Annotated in this window: 16 protein-coding genes; all 16 read left to right on the top strand. The window is 45.3% G+C overall.

The window, feature by feature from the left end:
* Window positions 1-31: 31 nt before the first annotated feature.
* The 16 genes from A8O23_RS17545 (at window position 32) to porZ (ending at window position 18,163) form a co-directional block, all read left to right on the top strand.
* Complete coding sequence (locus tag A8O23_RS17545; protein ID WP_066624112.1) at window positions 32-1,024, top strand: AAA family ATPase; 993 nt, start codon at window positions 32-34, stop codon at window positions 1,022-1,024.
* A 303-nt stretch (window positions 1,025-1,327) separates the two neighbouring features.
* Window positions 1,328-1,681: a hypothetical protein gene (locus A8O23_RS17540; protein ID WP_066624108.1), complete on the top strand. Its 354-nt coding sequence runs from the start codon at window positions 1,328-1,330 to the stop codon at window positions 1,679-1,681.
* A gap of 442 nt (window positions 1,682-2,123) precedes the next feature.
* Window positions 2,124-3,521: a hypothetical protein gene (locus A8O23_RS17535; RefSeq protein ID WP_066624105.1), complete on the top strand. Its 1,398-nt coding sequence runs from the start codon at window positions 2,124-2,126 to the stop codon at window positions 3,519-3,521.
* Between the two features lie 90 nt (window positions 3,522-3,611).
* Entirely contained in the window at window positions 3,612-6,467 is a 2,856-nt protein-coding gene (locus A8O23_RS17530; protein ID WP_066624098.1) for a TonB-dependent receptor, read from the top strand.
* A 408-nt stretch (window positions 6,468-6,875) separates the two neighbouring features.
* Entirely contained in the window at window positions 6,876-7,517 is a 642-nt protein-coding gene (locus tag A8O23_RS17525; RefSeq protein ID WP_066624174.1) for a heme exporter protein CcmB, read from the top strand.
* Between the two features lie 155 nt (window positions 7,518-7,672).
* A complete protein-coding gene (gene ccsA / locus A8O23_RS17520; protein WP_066624096.1) occupies window positions 7,673-8,338 on the top strand; it encodes a cytochrome c biogenesis protein CcsA in 666 nt (221 codons plus the stop codon).
* On the top strand, window positions 8,325-8,597 hold the full coding sequence (locus tag A8O23_RS17515) for a CcmD family protein (protein ID WP_239693436.1): 273 nt from the start codon (window positions 8,325-8,327) through the stop codon (window positions 8,595-8,597). The genes ccsA (A8O23_RS17520) and A8O23_RS17515 overlap by 14 nt, the downstream gene beginning before the upstream one ends.
* Window positions 8,598-8,737: 140 nt before the next feature.
* Window positions 8,738-9,166: a cytochrome c maturation protein CcmE domain-containing protein gene (locus A8O23_RS17510; protein WP_066624094.1), complete on the top strand. Its 429-nt coding sequence runs from the start codon at window positions 8,738-8,740 to the stop codon at window positions 9,164-9,166.
* Between the two features lie 201 nt (window positions 9,167-9,367).
* Window positions 9,368-11,974 (top strand): cytochrome c biogenesis protein CcsA, encoded by a 2,607-nt coding sequence (gene ccsA, locus A8O23_RS17505; protein ID WP_066624088.1) that lies wholly within the window; start codon window positions 9,368-9,370, stop codon window positions 11,972-11,974.
* Window positions 11,975-12,137: 163 nt separating this feature from the next.
* Window positions 12,138-12,950, top strand: coding sequence for a Rossmann-like and DUF2520 domain-containing protein (locus tag A8O23_RS17500; RefSeq protein WP_066624084.1), 813 nt, complete (start codon window positions 12,138-12,140; stop codon window positions 12,948-12,950).
* A gap of 97 nt (window positions 12,951-13,047) precedes the next feature.
* Window positions 13,048-13,377, top strand: a complete 330-nt coding sequence (locus A8O23_RS17495; protein ID WP_066624079.1) for a 2Fe-2S iron-sulfur cluster-binding protein — start codon at window positions 13,048-13,050, stop codon at window positions 13,375-13,377.
* A 142-nt stretch (window positions 13,378-13,519) separates the two neighbouring features.
* Window positions 13,520-13,759: a Fe-S cluster assembly protein IscX gene (gene iscX / locus A8O23_RS17490; RefSeq protein ID WP_066624073.1), complete on the top strand. Its 240-nt coding sequence runs from the start codon at window positions 13,520-13,522 to the stop codon at window positions 13,757-13,759.
* Between the two features lie 250 nt (window positions 13,760-14,009).
* The gene (locus tag A8O23_RS17485; protein WP_066624071.1) at window positions 14,010-14,504 is read left to right on the top strand and encodes a KdsC family phosphatase; all 495 of its coding nucleotides are present in this window, start codon (window positions 14,010-14,012) and stop codon (window positions 14,502-14,504) included.
* Between the two features lie 112 nt (window positions 14,505-14,616).
* A complete protein-coding gene (locus A8O23_RS17480) occupies window positions 14,617-14,811 on the top strand; it encodes a cold-shock protein (protein ID WP_066624068.1) in 195 nt (64 codons plus the stop codon).
* 118 nt (window positions 14,812-14,929) lie between these two features.
* On the top strand, window positions 14,930-15,772 hold the full coding sequence (locus tag A8O23_RS17475) for a geranylgeranylglycerol-phosphate geranylgeranyltransferase (RefSeq protein WP_066624168.1): 843 nt from the start codon (window positions 14,930-14,932) through the stop codon (window positions 15,770-15,772).
* A gap of 111 nt (window positions 15,773-15,883) precedes the next feature.
* On the top strand, window positions 15,884-18,163 hold the full coding sequence (gene porZ / locus A8O23_RS17470; RefSeq protein ID WP_161486762.1) for a type IX secretion system anionic LPS delivery protein PorZ: 2,280 nt from the start codon (window positions 15,884-15,886) through the stop codon (window positions 18,161-18,163).
* The last annotated feature ends 14 nt before the right edge of the window (window positions 18,164-18,177 follow it).

Raw genomic sequence — 18,177 nt, 5'->3', positions numbered from 1 at the left:
ATTGCCTACCTTCGTTTTTTAACCCAAAGAAATGCAGACGGAAGAACTAACATACCAAGAGAAAATCCGGGAGCACCAGCTTAAAATAAAGCAAGTGTTCCGTGAGATGGGCAAGGTGGTGGTAGGGCAACAGTATATGGTTAACCGCCTGCTCATTGGTTTATTCACCAACGGACATATTTTATTGGAAGGCGTACCTGGCTTGGCCAAAACCCTTACCATTAATACCCTGGCCAAGGTGCTTCACCTCAACTTTCAGCGTATACAGTTTACGCCAGATTTGCTGCCTTCTGATTTGGTGGGCACCATGATCTATAACCAAAATTCCAGTGCGTTTGAAGTAAAGAAAGGCCCTATTTTCGCTAACCTGATCTTAGCAGACGAAGTAAACCGCTCACCTGCCAAAGTGCAGAGCGCGTTGCTGGAGGCCATGCAGGAGAAGCAGGTGACAATTGGCGAAAAGACCTATCGTTTAGATTTGCCTTTTCTGGTGCTGGCAACCCAAAATCCAGTGGAGCAGGAAGGAACTTATCCGCTGCCTGAAGCTCAAGTAGACCGGTTCATGATGAAAGTTTACGTTGATTATCTTTCTAAAGCCGATGAGCTGGAGGTAATGCGGCGTATGTCAAACCTCTCATATAACAGTACTGTGAACACAGTGCTTACCAAACAAGATATCTTTGACATCAGAAACGAAATAAACCAGGTTCAGATTTCAGAAACGCTGGAGCGCTACATCATAGAATTAGTCTTCGCCACCCGTCATCCCGCTGACTATGACCTGGCTGATTTTGCCCAATACCTGCAGTTTGGTGTATCGCCAAGGGCGAGCATTGCCTTGAACCTGGCTGCTAAGGCCGTGGCGTTCTTTGATGAACGGGATTATGTGCTGCCAGAAGATATCAAAGAGATTGCCTCAGACGTGTTGAGCCACCGTGTTATTCTGAATTATGAGGCCGAGGCAGACAATGTGCAAACCAAAGACTTTGTAGAAGCCATTCTTCGCAAAGTGCCTATTAGCTAATAAAGTTAACTTCATGAAAAACAAAGGGCAGCCTAACCAGCTGCCCTTTGTTTTTGCCCTGTTTTCTAAAAAAGAGGCCATAATCAGCTAAAAGTCCATGATTAGGCTGATGAGGGAGTAAGTGTATCAGGTGATTCTAATAATTCACCGAGGATTTAGGACAGTTCGTAGACGGCTACTAGAATTTGTCGAGGAGAAAAGGGGATTTGTCCAGCGGGGGTAAGCAGTTATCTAATCTTAAAAAACAGGGTGCAATTGAGCTATACCTTTGTGATAACAAAAAAGGAAATAAACGCTTTACCCATGAAAAACTTTACTCTAGCCCTTGTTCTTACCCTTTCTATGGTTGGTGCAGCCTTCGCACATTCAGTACCAGCTACTAAAGAAAATAATCTTGTGGTAAACCGTCAGTTGATTAAGGTATTATCCTTGTCTGAAGGGCAATACATTAAACTGAAAGGTCTAGAGAAAATGAAAAAGCAAGAAGTGGAGGAAGCACATATAGTAGCCAAAGGTATTGAGCTGGAGCTACTGCTGGAGCAAATTAATACTAGGTTTGAAGAAGGATTTTTAAACTTATTGAAACCAGCTCAGCAAACGGTCTATCTTTCTTTGCAGAATGAGATATCGAAGTCTAATACCTTAGTGTTAAAATAACAGATTTTTTTCATATATAGTTAGGTTAAAAAGACACTCTTCTGGAGTGTCTTTTTTTTGACTATTGGATAAGCCCTACCGCATTTTAGTTCTGGTTTCCGGGAAACAGATCTAAAACGCGGTAGGGCTTTTTTTTATTTCTAAAGCCATTCTATCACCCTTATATTCCCTCTAATATACCATTTGTATTAAAATTAAACTTAATTATTTGATATTCAAAATATTACAAATTGATTAACCTAGAGATAACATTAGTCGCCTAAACTTAACAATTGGTTAAAGGATGGTTAATTATAGGGTAAAGTCATAGCTCTACTTTTGTCTCAAACAAAAAAACATTGAAGGCTGTGGGGTGTCTGCCTTTTGCCCGCTCTGATAAGGCGAAGCTAAAAAGATGCTCCTAAAGACACTGAATAAACCCTTATTTTTTTATTACTGAGACATGAAAAAAACGAACAAATTCTTATTCTCACTGTTAATGGCAGGTTCTGTTCTGTCGTTCACTTCTTGTGATGATGATGATCCGATTGACGAGCAGGTAGAGCAAGGTGAGGAAATTGTAATCACGAGTTCCGCCCAAGGTGTGGGTACAACTAAATGGACTGCTAACAACACTTATATATTAGATGGCTTGGTGTTCGTGAACGATGGCCAAACTTTGACTATTGAACCAGGAACTGTGATCAAAGGTATGCCGGGGGATGCAGAAGAAGCAAGTGCTTTAGTAGTAGCTCGCGGTGGTAAGATTATGGCAGAAGGCACTGCTGAAAAACCAATCATTTTTACTGCTGAGGAAGATGACCTTAGCAGGACAGATGATATGCCTTTAGATGCCAACGGACGTTGGGGTGGTGTAATTATTTTAGGTAAAGCCACTATCAATAGAACTGGCGGTGAAGCCTCTATTGAAGGTATCTCTCCTTTAGAAACTAGAGGTATCTATGGTGGTACCAATGATGCTGACAACTCAGGTGTCTTCAAATATGTGTCTATCCGTCACGCCGGCACTCTAATTGGGGCTAATAATGAAATCAACGGCCTGACCATGGGTGGTGTTGGTTCAGGAACTAAAATTGAGTACGTAGAAGTTTTCTCAAACCAAGACGACGGATTTGAGTGGTTTGGCGGAACTGTAAATACTAAATACTTGGTATCCGCCTTCTGTGGTGACGATATGTTTGACTATGACCAAGGCTGGAGAGGTAATAACCAATTTTGGTTCGGTATTTACAACAGCAACTCAGGTGGAACAGGTGGAGAATTTGACGGTGGATCAAATCCAGATGACGTAACTCCTTTCTCTATTCCAACCATCTACAACGCTACTATCATTGGTAGCGGAAACAAAGCTGGCCAGAACGCAGTTATGTTGGTAGACAACGCTGGCGGTAAAATCCGTAACAGCATCTTCGCTGAATTTACCGGTGGTATTGTGGTGGAAGACCTTACTGATCCAAATATCGGTGACAGCCGCGCCAGACTTGAGGCCGGTGATCTAGATTTCAAAAACAACATCTTTGCTAAAGTAAACAACAACACCTTTGCCGGTATAACTAGTGTAGCCGCTAATCAAGGTTACCTGTTAACACATCTTGAGGCTAGTGCCAACGGCAACCGTGTGTCTTCTGATAATGTGTTTGGAGGCGTAAGCAGAACTAACAACAAAGGTCTAAACCCGCTGCTTCCTACTGGTAGCATTGCCTTAACTGGTGCTGGTGCCTTACCTAGTAATACCAACAATTTCATTTGGACCCCAGCTAACTATGTAGGTGCATTTGATGGTACCAACAACTGGATGAAGGGCTGGACTTACCTTGACAAATTAGGTTACCTGAAATAACACTTAAGTGGGTGCAGCTGCCAAGACTAAACTTACCGGCGGCTGCACTCACTCTTTTTGTAAGATTTTCTCACCCAATCTCTTAATATTATGTTACGAAAAATACTAAGCCTGTTAGGCTTACTGTGCTTTATTATAAGTACAGCCTTTGCCCAAAGCGGTACTGTCAGAGGGCAGCTTAAAAGCAGTGAAACCGGTGAAGAGCTCATAGGGGCAACTGTTATGGTGAAAGGTACAACTTACGCCGCCGCCACCGACTTGGATGGTAAATTCAACCTGACCAACGTAAAGCCAGGTACCTATGAGGTAGTAGCCTCCTATCTTTCTTACGAGACAAAAACTTTAACCGGAGTAGTAGTAAGACCTGGTGAAGTAACCGTACTAAACGTACAATTGGGTGCCGCCGCTGAAAAATTACAGGAAGTAGTAGTAGAAGGCAGAGCCATCCGAAATTCAGAAAACAACCTGCGCAACATGCAGCGCAAATCGGCTACCGTAATGGATGGTGTATCTGCCGAACAGTTCTCTCGCAGTGGAGACAGTGATGCTGCCGCTGCTTTAACCCGGGTTACCGGACTTTCTATTGAAGGAAGCAAATATGTATATGTACGTGGTCTAGGGGACCGCTACGTGAAGACATCATTAAACGGCGCCGAGGTGCCTGGGCTAGACCCCAACCGTAATACTGTGCAGATGGACCTTTTCCCGGCCAACCTGCTTGATAACCTTACCGTCTCTAAGACTTTTACACCCGACATGCCAGGTAGCTTTTCCGGTGGGTTTGTCAATATCACTACCAAAGATTTCCCAGATAGATTTACCCTCCAATTCTCAACATCCATTGGTGTAAATGATCAAACTACTTTTAACGGTAAATTTTTAAGCTCAAACAGAGGCAAAACTGACTGGTTGGGTTTTGACGATGGTACCAGAGCCGTACCAGAAGAAATCAACTTTGAAATTCCTTTCGAGAGCTCAACTAATGCTGATAGAGCTGAGAAAATAGATAGAGCCACTAACGCCTTTAATCAGGAAATGGCACCTGTGAGAGCGACAGCACCAGTAAACCATTCCCACTCTTTCTCATTAGGTAACCAGACCGAATTATTCGGGCGTCAGTTCGGCTACGTAGTGGGTCTTTCTTATCAGCGATCTTTCTCTTACTATAATAATGGCACTTTTGGGCTGTGGGAACTGACCAGCAAAGACGCCGAAGGCCTTTTGGTGGAAAGCTTGTTAGAAGATGAGCGCGGAGTAGAAGATGTTTCTTTAGGTTTTTTGTCTAACTTCTCCTTCAAGTTCAACAATAACAACAAAATCTCTCTGAACCTTATCCGGAACCAGAGTGGACAGAACTCCAGCCGTTACCTTAACGGTATCTTTCCTGAAACTTCGGGGGTGTATGATAACCGCGCCATCTTTGAATCAAGAGCATTGCACTACACCCAACGCGCCTTATCCAGCGCCCAACTAAAAGGAGAGCACTTATTGCCAGGCTTCATGAACAGTACCATCAACTGGTTAGGTTCTTTCACACTCTCACAGCAAGATGAACCAGACTTGCGCTTCTTCGCTAATGACTACTTTGTGACTGGCACAGATACTGCATATCGTATTCAGCCAGCCGCTTATACCTTGCCCGCCCGTTTCTTCAGAGATTTAGATGAAACAAACTTAGATATAAAAGTAAACATTACTACTCCTTTCAAAATATGGAATGGCCTAGAGGCAAAGACTAAGTTTGGAGCAGCCGCCCTACGTAAAGACAGAGCTTTTCGAGAAAACATTTATCGTTACCGCTTCACAAATGAGTATGATTACAACGGCAGCATTTTAGATTTCTTCGCTCCAGAAAATTTAGGCGTAGTTTCTCAGCCTGGTGACCCTGAGAACGATGGTCTTTACCGCTATGGAGTATATCTGCAAGACGGGTCACAGCGCACCAACAACTATGACGGCGACGAGACTATCTACGCTGGTTATGGAATGATTGATTTGCCTGTGAACGAGAAACTGCGTGTAGTGACCGGTGCCCGTGTTGAGGTAACTGATATCTATGTTGAGAGTTTTAATAAAAGTTTGAATCCAGGTGAGTTGAAGCAGGTAGATGTGTTACCTTCTATTAACACTACATATAGCCTGACAGAAAAAACCAATCTGCGCCTAGGTTATTCCCGCACCCTGGCAAGACCTAACTTCAGAGAAATTGCTCCTTACACTTCTTTTGACTTTGTGGGCGAGCCTGCTTTTACCGGAAACGCTAACCTGAAAAGAACCCAAATTGACAATTTTGATGCTCGGTGGGAGTGGTATCCTAACGTTGGGGAATTCCTAAGTGTGAGTGCCTTTTACAAAAACTTTAAGAACCCAATTGAGCGCAGCATCAATACTTTGGCTCTGAACAATGAAATCTTTATCCAGAATGTGAACAACGCTAAGGTATACGGGTTAGAGTTTGAGGTTAACAAGCGGTTCTCTTTTATCTCTCCGGCTCTTGAAAACTTTGTAGGTAGCGCCAATCTTTCGCTTATAAAGTCAACTGTAAGCATCTCTGAACGTGAATTAGAACAGATACGGGCGGTGAGACCTGATGCAGAATCAACTAGACCTTTGTTCGGGCAGTCTCCGTTTGTGGCAAACGCCAGCTTAAGCTACCAAAGCGACCCTTTGGGTTTAGTCGCCACCGCCAGCTATAACGTGTTTGGCGACAGAATTTCGGCTATCTCAATTGGTGGTACGCCTAATATCTATGAGCGTTCTCGACCAATGGTAAACATGGTGGTGTCAAAGCGGATTGGGCAGCACTTTACAGCTAAGGTAGCTGCAGAGAACATTCTGAACCCAGAATACAAGAACAGCCACGAGTATAATGGCGCAGAATACATCTACAGTTCTTATAAACTCGGCAGAACCTTCTCCTTTGGGTTGACTTATTTAGTTAACTAAAATAAAATTATATCCCTATAAAGAAATCTTCAAAAAAAGTTGGCTATCAATATGGGTGAGATAATATGATAGACCAATCACTTTGCGCGCGAATTAGTCTCTCGCGTTGCAAGGGGCCCGCCAAATTGGCGGGCTTTTTTGTTTTCATTTATTTTGCCTCTTTAAAAAACAAGACTAAAGCGCCTGTCTTAATGGGTAATTAATTCCTTTTATTGAGATTTTAAGTATTTGTTATTTGCCTTACTTTCCTAAAAGAAACCGCTTCGTTTTTGGCCAGTTTTCCTCGAAACATGCTCAAAAACATTAGTCTGGTCGGGAATATTGACGCAAATCATCCATCCGCACTCTTTTGTGTTGTACCTTTGCCGAAAAGAAGAAAAAGTGCTGCTGAAAGAGGTTATATACCTGATGCAAAAGGATTTTGTGCTGGAATGGCGGCAGAAGTATGCTTTTAACGGCATGCTACTGTACGTTGGCAGCACAGTGTTTATTTGCTACCTCAGCTTCAGCTTACGCTTTGGAGCCTTGGAAGTGCCGGTCTGGAACGCGCTGTACTGGATAATTTTATTGTTTACGGCGGTAAATGCCATAGCCAAAGGTTTTGCCCAAGAGAGCCGCGGGCGGTTGCTCTACTACTATAGCGTAGTGAGTCCGCAGGGTGTAATTGTAGCCAAGATGCTATATAACGCCGCGCTCATGCTTATACTGGCACTGCTTTGTTTTGCGTTTTATGCCATAGTGATAGGCAATCCGGTGCAGGATGTAGGCATGTTTCTGCTTACCATTTGTCTGGGGGCAATAGGTTTTGCCTCTTCGCTGACTATGATTTCAGGCATTGCGGCCAAAGCGGCCAATACCGGAACCCTAATGGCAGTGTTGAGCTTCCCCGTAATGGTGCCTATGCTGCTCATGCTCATGAAGATGTCAAAGAACGCCATTGACGGTCTAGACGCTTCGGCCAGCTTTGATGAAGCTATGTCATTACTGGCCATTAACATGATTGTGATCACAGTGTCTTATATTCTGTTCCCGTATTTGTGGCGCAGTTAAAGGAATGGTTGATTGTTAGTTGTTGATTGTTGTTTTTTCAATTTTTTCCACATCTGTCATCCTGAAAGGAACTTGTGGGCGAGCTAGAAAAAAAAAGATAGAGAAATAAATATTGAAGCTTTAACAGGCTTCAGAATAAAGAACAAAAAAAGAAGATGAAACTCTCTTGGTGGAAATGGCTGACGATTGCCCTGTTGCTGTACACAGTAGCCAAGGGTATGCTGCAGGACGTGCCGCGGCTGGCCATTTTGAATGAGACCATCAGGAATCTGTATTTTCACGTGCCTATGTGGTTCGGGATGATTTTGATTCTTCTGGTGTCAGTGGTGTACTCTATTCTGTACCTACGCAACCCGCTGGTAAAGCATGATATTGTGGCGGTGCAGGCGGCCAACGTGGGTATTTTGTTTGGTGTGCTGGGTATTGTCACCGGCATGGAATGGGCCAAATTCACCTGGGGCGAATACTGGAGCAACGACCCAAAGCAGAACGGAGCGGCCATTGGTCTTTTAATTTACTTCGCCTATTTGATTCTGCGCGGTTCTTTCCAGGACCATCAGCAAAGAGCCCGTATCAGCGCCATTTACAATATTTTTGCGTTTGCGGCGCTTATTCCGCTATTGTTCATCTTGCCGCGCTTAACTGACTCTCTGCACCCCGGTAACGGCGGAAACCCAGGGTTCAACGCCTATGATTTAGATGCGCGCCTGCGGGCGGTGTTTTATCCGGCGGTACTTGGCTGGACACTGCTAGGGGTTTGGATGGTGAGCGTACGCGCGCGGCTGGAAGTTTTAAAGCAACAACTCTATGAAAATGTATAAATATATTTTAACGCTGCTCTTGTTTTGGGCAGTGGGAACCTCGGCTCCGGTAATAGCACAAACAACAGCTGAAACAACTTCTTCTTCTTCTACTCCCTTACAAAGCAACCCAGATGTGGAGATGGCCGACGTGATGCGTCAGGACGGGAAAATTTACATTGTGGTGGCTGTGCTGGTGAGTATTTTGTTGGGCGTGCTGGTGTACCTGATTAATTTAGATAGAAAAGTAAGCCGCCTGGAGAAGGAGTTTCGGCAGTAATCCTGTTTTTGGGCTGTTTTTATAAAAACAGCAAAAACAGGATGTAACAAGATGAATTTGAAGAAAAGAGCCCTGGTTCGGATTTAATTTAAAGTAAGCGTTGTTCAACGTGCAATAAACCCCCTTTAGTTTTTAGTACCATGAAAAGGATTCATATTATCGGGATTTTAGTCATAGCCGTGGCCATCTCCATTATGATGTCTACCGCTTCAGATGCCAGCGTGTATGTGCCTTTCTCTGAGGCCAAAGCCCGTGCCCAAGAAGGTGATGACACTAAAGTTCACGTTGTGGGCCGCTTGAAGAAAGATGCGCAAGGTCACATTGTAGGTATGAAATATGACCCGGTGCTAGACCCTAACTATTTCTCTTTTGTGCTGGTAGACACCAACCGTGTAGAGCAGACGGTAGTGTATTATAATCCCAAACCGCAAGATTTTGACCGTTCTGAGCAGGTAGTTATTACCGGCAGCATGCAGAAAGAGATTTTCGTGGCCGATAAAATCCTGCTTAAATGTCCTTCTAAATACACCGAGAACGAGGTGAAGGTAGAAAAAACGGCAAGCCTTTAAATTTAGTCGCGAGTCTTGAGTCACGAGTCCTGAGTCAAAACAGGTATCTTTCTCAAGGCTTTTGAGCTGAGCGTCTTGAACTAGCACCAAGCCTTGCCTCTTCGCTCATCTTTGTCATTGTTTACATAAAAAAGAGTTTCCGGTTTAGATTTTGAGTTTTCCTGACTCAAGACTCGAGACTCAGAACTCAAGACTCAAAAAATGGTTAATACTTTTATTGGTGATCTGGGCCACGTAAGCGTGATTGTTGCGTTTGTAGCGGCACTGGTTTCTTCCCTCTCTTACTTTTTTGCGGCTAACCGGCCAGTGTTGGATCCCGAGCACGATGCCTGGAAAAAATTGGCCCGAATAGCGTTTAGTGTGCACACGCTGGCGGTATTCAGCATTATTTTCGCGCTGTTCAACATAATTTACGAGCACCGCTACGAATACCACTACGCTTGGAGCCACTCATCTAATCACCTGCCGGTGCATTATATGATTTCCTGTTTCTGGGAAGGCCAGGAGGGTTCCTTCCTTCTCTGGATTTTCTGGCATACGCTGCTGGGCCTGGTGCTCATGAAGTACGGCAAAAAGTGGGAGAGTCCGGTAATGGCCGTCTTCTCGTTCGTGCAGCTGTTCCTGACGTCCATGATTTTGGGCATTGTGATCGGTGACCTGAAAGTAGGTTCCTCTCCGTTCATTCTCATGCGCGATTTCATGACCGAGGCACCTGTCTTTAAAATGGATCCTAATTTCATTCCGGAAGATGGTACAGGTCTGAACCCGCTTTTGCAGAACTACTGGATGGTGATTCACCCACCGGTGCTGTTCCTGGGCTTTGCCGCTACGTTGGTGCCGTTTGCTTTTGCCATTGCCGGCCTTTGGAAAAAAGAATTCTCCTCCTGGACCAAACCTGCGTTGCCTTGGGCTTTATTTGCCGCTGTGGTATTAGGTGTAGGAATTATGATGGGTGCCTACTGGGCCTATGAAACACTGAATTTTGGGGGCTATTGGAACTGGGATCCTGTAGAAAATGCAGTATACATTCCATGGCTGGTGTTAGTGGGGGCAATACATACATTGTTGGCCTTCCGCAAGAGCAAATCTGCTCTGCGCGCTACCTTCATCCTATTCATTGCTTCGTTCCTGTTGGTGCTGTACGCCACGTTCCTGACCCGAAGCGGTATTTTAGGAAACGCCTCCGTGCACTCCTTTACTGACTTAGGGTTATCTGGTCAGCTGTTCACGTACATGGCCGCTTTCTTTGTGCTGGCCATTGGTTTGTTGGCGTACCGCTGGAAATTTATTCCTACCACAGAAAAAGAAATTGCCACTTATTCAGGCGAGTTCTGGGTATTCATTGGGGCAGCAGTACTGTGTTTAGGCGCGTTTCAGGTGTTGTTCACTACGTCTATTCCGGTTTATAACTCATTCATGGGCTTTATTGGCGTAAAAACCAATATTGCCCTGCCCGCTGATCAGATTGCGCACTACACCAAATTCCAACTCTGGATGGGGGTAGGCATTGCCTTGCTTTCTGGTACCGGGCAGCTGTTGTGGTGGCGGAAGCAGGGCAAAGAAGAAAGCCTGACCTCTGTCTTCATTGTGCCGGTTATTCTGACCTTGCTCTTCACAAGCTTAATTCTGTTGCTGAGCAAAATAGGCTACATTGAGAAAATAAACACCCCGTCTTACATAGTGCTGTTACTGGCTTCTCTGTATGCGGTGTTCAGTAATCTGGCTATTTTGCTGGGTGTGTTGCGCAAGAAGGTGTCTATTGCCGGTGGCGCCGTGGCGCACATTGGAGTAGCCATGATGCTGTTGGGCGTTCTGTTCTCTTCGGGCTATTCAAAAATCATATCTCAGAACATGTCTGGTATGGTGTATGCCCGTGAGTTTGGAGACGAGATCAACCGCGACAACGTGCTACTTTGGCGTAACACTACTACTGACATGGGCCCTTATAAAGTAACTTACACAGGTCAATACCTGGAAGTGAAAGGTGTTCCAGAATATGTAAATAAAGAATTGCTTTTCCGTTTGGCAGATGAATATAAAGCCATTGCCCGTGGTCCAATCAAAGACGGGGAAAACGTTTTGTTTCAGCCCGGCGATACGGTAGAAGTATATCCAGAAAACACTTACTACCAGGTAGAGTATCGTAACCGTGAGACAGACGAGGCATTTGTGCTATACCCGCGGGCGCAGGTAAACCCAGACATGGGGCTTTTGGCCTCGCCAGACGTGAAAATGTTTGCCACCAAAGATTTGTACACGCACGTGTCTACCATTCCAGATCCGAACGAAGCGAAGGACTGGGGCGAGCTGAAAGAATATAAAGTGCAGATTGGCGACACTATCTTCATTAACGATTACGTGGCGGTGTTGCACGGCATTGAGCCAGCAAAAGACACTATGCTTCTGAACTTAGGTGCGGGTGACGTTGCAGTACAAGCTAACATGAAAGTGCTGGGCGAGAAAAGAACGTACCACGCTCACCCTATCTATGCAATTAGAGACCGAATGGTAGGCCAGGTGCCGGAAGAGATTGAAGACTTAGGCCTGCGGATTCTGCTCATGAACCTTGACCCTGAAAAAGGTGAAATCACTATTGGTATCAATGCTTCGCAGAAAGATTACATCATTCTGAAGGCCATGGAGAAACCGTTTATCAGTATCTTATGGATTGGTACCCTTGTCATGAGCCTCGGATTTGTAATGGCCATTGTTCGCCACTACAAAGACGGTAAAAGAAACAGCGCATCTGGTAAACCAAAAGGAACTGCCGGTAAAGTAAAACCTAAGAAGGGTGAGCTGGTAGCCTAAGCTTGCATACTTAGTTATTGAAAGCCTCAGAGTTTTTTCTCTGAGGCTTTTTTGTTGATGCTGTTTTAGGCCTGTTTTGCAGAAAATAGGCTCAAAACAGCTTCATGTGCGCTTTAGCACTTGCCTTTGTAAACCTGTGTAGGAAAGCAGTAACTTAGCGGGCATGGAAAATGAAGTGACGGTTGGTATAGTTGGTGCCGGAAATGTGGCTTGCCATCTGGTGAGAGGTTTGCAAAAGGCAGGAGTTAAGATTGCTCTTGTGTACAGCAGAACAATAGCCAATGCCCAAAAGTTGGCTGCCTGTTCCGCCAACACAATAGCTACAGGCTCTCTTGATTTTACCGCTGCTCCACCCGCTGATGTTTATTTAATGGCGGTGCCTGACCAGGTGCTGCCGCAGTTGGCCGAGCAGGCTATATTCCCTACCCAATCCATAGTGGCGCACACCTCTGGTACGCAACCTTTAGAGGTGCTGTCTCTGCCAAGGGCAGGCGGAAGTTTCGGTGTTTTCTACCCATTGCAAACCTTCAGCAAAGAAAAAGAGGTAGACTGGCAGAAAGTACCCTTGTGCCTGGAGGCCTCGTCTCCGGAAGCGGAGCAGAAGCTTTGGTTTCTGGCCCAGAAACTCAGTCAGCAAGTAGTGGCCATGCCGGGGGAGAAACGGCGCCAGTTGCATTTGGCGGCGGTGTTCGCCTGTAATTTTACAAATCATTTATTAGGCGTAGCCCAGGAGGTGCTCAAAGCCGCTGATCTGCCGCTGAATCTGCTGGAGCCTTTGGTGCAGGAAACAGTCTCTAAAGCATTTGAACATCCGCCCTTTGCAGTGCAGACTGGCCCGGCCCAACGCGGAGACGTTTCTACCATTCAGGCACACTTGCAGTTGCTGAACGCGCTGCCTCAGTACCAAGACCTCTACCAAACTTTGACAGACAGTATTCAAACTACCGCCGGCCTAGATCCTTTTTCAGGAGAATAAGGTAAAATCCAGTTACAGAAGGTATCTGCTATGGTAGTAGTAGGTGTTTTGATTAGGGGCTCTGTATGCCTACCTTTGCACCTTAAATTTATTACGCATGAAAGTAGTTAATATTATATATAAGTTCCAGGACGGAAAGCCAGACGAAACCCACACGGGGGCAGAAGGTGAATCGGTGCTGGACGTAGCGCTGAACAATGGCATACAGCTGCAGCATAACTGCGGCGGAGTGTGTGGCTGCAGTACCTGCCACGTATATGTTGAAAGCGGCATGGACGATCTTCCAGAGATTTCTGACAAAGAAGAAGATTATATTGACCGCGCAGTAGATCCAAGAATCAACTCGCGACTGGCTTGCCAATGTGTGGTACAGGGTAACCAAGATTTAGTAGTAACCATACCAAAGCAAGATTTCTTAGGACACTAAGGGCAGTTGACAGTTATCAGTAAACAGCTATCAGAATCAAAAGTGGGCATCTTGTACAGCTCGCTTCCGTTTCATATTACTTGTTTTACTGCTACTGATTTACTGTTAATTGTTTACTGATCATTGTTAACTGATAATTAAAATGAGCAATCTATACGAGCCCCCTATGAAGTGGAGCGACCATGAAGACATAGCCATGGCGCTTTATGAAAAATTTGGTGATGAGTTCACCGAGAACAAAATCTACCGCATTCGGTTTACTGATTTGCTGGAGTGGGTGCTGTCTCTGCCTAATTTTGAGGGCAAGCGCGAAGAAGCTTCCGAGGGGCATCTGGAGCAGATCCAGGCCAAGTGGGTGTATGAGTGGCGCGATAACCAATAATAATCTACACGAGCAGAAGTCCGTTTTAAGCCTGTTTTTCTAAAAATAGGCCTGAAACGGACTTCTGTTTAGAGCTCGTTTGGCTTTTATTTTTGGCAGCGAAAATAGTTAAGATAAGGTTCTGCGGAAGCGTTTTTGGAGACGCATAGCAGCGCTATGGGGCGAGAAAAAGGCGAACGCAGGTTCTTGGCCGGGTCATTTGCAGCCCAAAATATAAAATCCAATCAAGCTCTTAAATAGCTGAATAACCATGCAGGCACTTCCTGATTTCCGGCACATTACCACGTTCATTTTTGACGTGGACGGAGTATTAACCGATGGTACCTTGCTGTGCTTTTCTACCGGAGAGCAGGCGCGGGCCTTCAACATCAAAGACGGCTACGCCATTCGGCATGCCCTCAAGAAAGGCTACCGCGTAGCCATCATCTCGGGCCGAAACGAGCCAGGGGTGCGCAAGCGTCTGGAGTCTTTAGACGTAAAAGATATTTTCTTAGGTTCTGAAAATAAACTGGATACGTTTCAGAACTACATTTACTTCCACGGAATTGACCCCGAGACAGTTGTGTTCATGGGAGATGACATGCCTGACCTGGAGGTTATGCAGCATGTGGGAATATCGGCTTGCCCCGCTGATGCCGCCATTGACATTTGTGACATTAGTCAGTATGTTGCCTCTGCAGAGGGCGGCAAGGGTGCTGCCCGCGAATTAATTGAGATGGTGATGAAGCTGCAGAGACGCTGGTAGGCATTTCTGGAGCTAAATATTTTGTTTTTTTAATTTTTGTAAAGAAAGTTTGTTTTTTAGTTAATAATCATATATTTACAACATCATTCATTATCTCATTTTTTAAATTTTTATGAAAACAGGAACTGTTAAATTCTTCAATGAATCCAAAGGCTACGGTTTTATTACCGAAGAGACCACTAACGAGGATTTCTTTGTGCACATCACCGGCCTTAATGGAATCCAGATCCAGCAGCACGACAAAGTTGAATTCGACACCAAAGAGGGTAAAAAAGGTATCAACGCGGTTAACGTGAAGAAAATCTAACACCTCTACGCTTCATATTCATTTTGTACCCATTCTAAAAGCCCCTGTTCTAGGGGCTTTTTTCATTTGTGGCTTGTAAACCGTAACTTACGCATTGTTTGGTGCTGCCTTTGACTGTGTGAAGAGTTTCCTGTCCCTTATCCGGTTTCCTAACCTGCTCATCATGCTGCTGACGCAGGTGCTGGTGCGCGCTTATCTGGTTTTTCCAGAACGCAGCCTAGGGCAGTTATTTTCCTTCAGGTTTATTTTGCTTTTGTTGGCCACTCTTTGCGTTGCCGCCGCCGGCTATATCATTAATGACTATTATGACCTTAAGATAGACCGGATAAACAAACCTGACCGAATAGTGGTGGGCAAAGGGCTTACCCGTCGCAAAGCCATGGCCATTCACTTGTACCTGTCGGTGGTAGGGGTGGCGTTGGGTATTGTGCTGGGTTGGCGGGTTGGCTTGGTGATGTTTGGAACCGCCATGCTGCTGTGGGGTTATTCTGCTCAGTTCAAGAAGTTACCGTTTGTAGGTAATTTTACCATTGCCTTGCTGGCAGCCACCATGGTACTGGTGGTTCCTTTGGCCGCTGGTCAATCTTCTAAAGCCGTTTGGGCCTATGGCGTTTTTGCTTTTCTGACTACCCTTATCCGTGAGATAATAAAAGACATTGAAGATGAGCAGGGCGATGCCTCTTTCCGGTGCCGTACCCTGCCTATAGTTTTTGGTCTTTTAAAGACCAAATGGGTACTTTATGTGCTGCTGGTAATTTTCTTGAGCTTTACTGGGGTAGTAGTGCTAGAGCGGCTGTATGACACCTTATTTGCGGTGTATTTATTTGTGGCGGTGGTGTTGCCAACATTGGTACTGTGGTGGCAGCTGTACTATGCAGACCGCAAGAGAGATTTCGCACGGCTAAGCTGGCTATGTAAAGCAATAATGCTTACCGGAATCTGTTCTATGTTTGTACTGTAGTGGCCGTTTTAGGCCTGTTTTCAGGAAAACGAGCCTAAAACGGGCTTTATCTGTGTAATTTTGAATATGGAGTTTTCAAAAGTAATATCCAGACTGGTTTTATTGTGGAGCATGGCCGTTACAGTTGTTGCCCAGGCTCAAACAACTTCCATGGCCATTGGGTCTTGGCAAATTCATGTGCCTAACCAGCAGGCCGTGGCAATCACAGAAACTCCCACTTCTATTTACACAGCCACTGAAGGCGGCCTTTTCCGCTTTTTAAAACAAGAGAACACCCTCCAGACCCTTTCTAGAATTGACGGATTCTCTGACATGGGAATCAAGTCGCTAAAATATGACCCCTTTTCCCAAACATTGGTAGTGGTGTACAAGAATACCAATCTTGACCTGGTGCAAAACGGCAGGGTGATCAATTTGACCGAATTGCTGCGGAAGTCAATGCCAGGGGAAAAAAAGGCTTTTCACCTGTACACCCACAACAAACGCGCATACCTTTCTACTTCCTTTGGTTTGGTGGTGATAGATTTGGTGAAGCATGAGATAAAAGATACTTACAGCAACCTTGGCCCGCAGGGGCAACTGGTACAGGTTCATGCCTCTACCGTACTCAACGACAGCCTTTACATTGCTACTTCACAAGGTTTGATGGGAGCCAGTCTGTCAAATGCCAATTTGCTTGATTTCAGGAGCTGGCGTCGCTTTGGTCCGGCAGATGGCCTGCCACAAGTAAATTCTGCTGAAGCATATATGACCATTGCTGCTTTTAATGGCGATGTATATGCCGGTGTAAATAACAGCGGGTTGTACCGATATACCGGAATGCGGTGGGAGCAGGCTGCCCTCTCTACCCAGCAAAATGAGTTTAGGGCAATGGAAACCAACGGTAACAGATTAGTGATCACTGGCCCAGATGAGCTGTTTGAAGTGACTGCCGCCGGTCAGGTAAGAAGCGTAGTAGACGAATTGTTACAAGATCTAGCAATGGCCATCCCTGCAGAAGGCACCAGCCTCTGGGCTGCCAGTCAGGTAAATGGGTTAGTTAGAGTTACAGGTAATTCAGTAGAAGCATTTGCTCCAAATGGCCCGGGGTATGTAGATGCTTTCAGAGTGTATGTAGAGCCAAGCCGGTATACCATATTAGCGGGGGGGTACAATCAGTCTTATCGTGAGACCGGGTCCAGCAGGGGTTTTTATCAGTTCCAAAATGGTCAATGGGAAAGCTTTCACCGCCTAAGCGGAGGGCAGATGCCTAATAATATGCGTGATTTCGTTGATGCTGCCAGAAACCCGGTAACCGGTAAATTTTATCTGGCCAGTTATGGCGGCGGGTTGCTAGAGTTTAATGGACTGGAGGAAGTAAAGTTATACAATCATTTGAACAGCCCACTGGTTTCCTCTTTGCCAGATGAGCCAGTTGCTGGAGATTATGTACGGGTAACCAGCCTTGCAGCAGATGACGAAGGAAGTTTATGGGTGGTAAACCGAAACAGAGCTATCAATAAACCTGGTTTGTTTGAGTTGAAGCCAGACGGTACATGGGTGTCATATAACATACCTTATCTGCCAGGTACCAGTGGGGGAACCAACTTTGATCAAATTCTTATTGATGAATTAGGATATAAGTGGCTTTCCATCAGTAACAATGCCAACCCATCCGGAATAGTAGTGTATGACAGTGAAGGCAGAAAGTTTAAGTATATAGGGGCAGCAGAAGGCTTGCCAAATGCTCAGGTGTACAGCATGGCTCTGGATCAGAACGGTGAGGTTTGGGTAGGAACTGGTAGTGGAGTAGCTGTTTTCTCCAGCTCTGCTGATGTTTTCTCTTCTTCTTTTGCAGGCGCATATTTGCCTATTTATGAAAGAAGGCCCCTGCTGGATGGACAGATTGTGAGAAGCATAGCTGTTGATGCAGGCAACCGCAAATGGATAGGAACAGACACAGGCCTATGGCTGTTTAATGAAACTGGGGAGGAGTTAATTCATTCGTTCACTACCAAGAATAGCCCTTTACCATCAGATAAAATCAATGACATAGGAATAAACAATTCTAATGGAGATGTAGTCATAGCAACTGGTGCCGGTGTGGCCATTTACAGAAGCGCAGCAACACTTTCAGAGGTGGTTAACAAAGATTGCCTGCAGGTGTTTCCTAACCCAGTGCGTGCAGGCTATACGGGTTCTATTGGCATCAACGGATTGCCTAACAACGGCTGGGTAAAGATTACCGATACAGCCGGATTATTGGTTTTTGAAGGTAAAGCCAACGGAGGCACCTTCGCTTGGAATGGGCGTGACTACAATGGGAACAAAGCTAAGCCGGGCGTGTATGTGGTAATGGCTACCTCAGCTGACGGCTCCCAAACCTGTACGGCTAAAGTTGCCGTACAATAGTCCTGCACCTAATG

Source organism: Rufibacter roseus, from assembly GCF_001647285.1.
Lineage (GTDB): Bacteria > Bacteroidota > Bacteroidia > Cytophagales > Hymenobacteraceae > Nibribacter > Nibribacter roseus.
The sequence above is the reverse complement of the archived record's forward strand: the minus strand, read 5'-3'. Positions and strand labels throughout refer to the sequence as shown.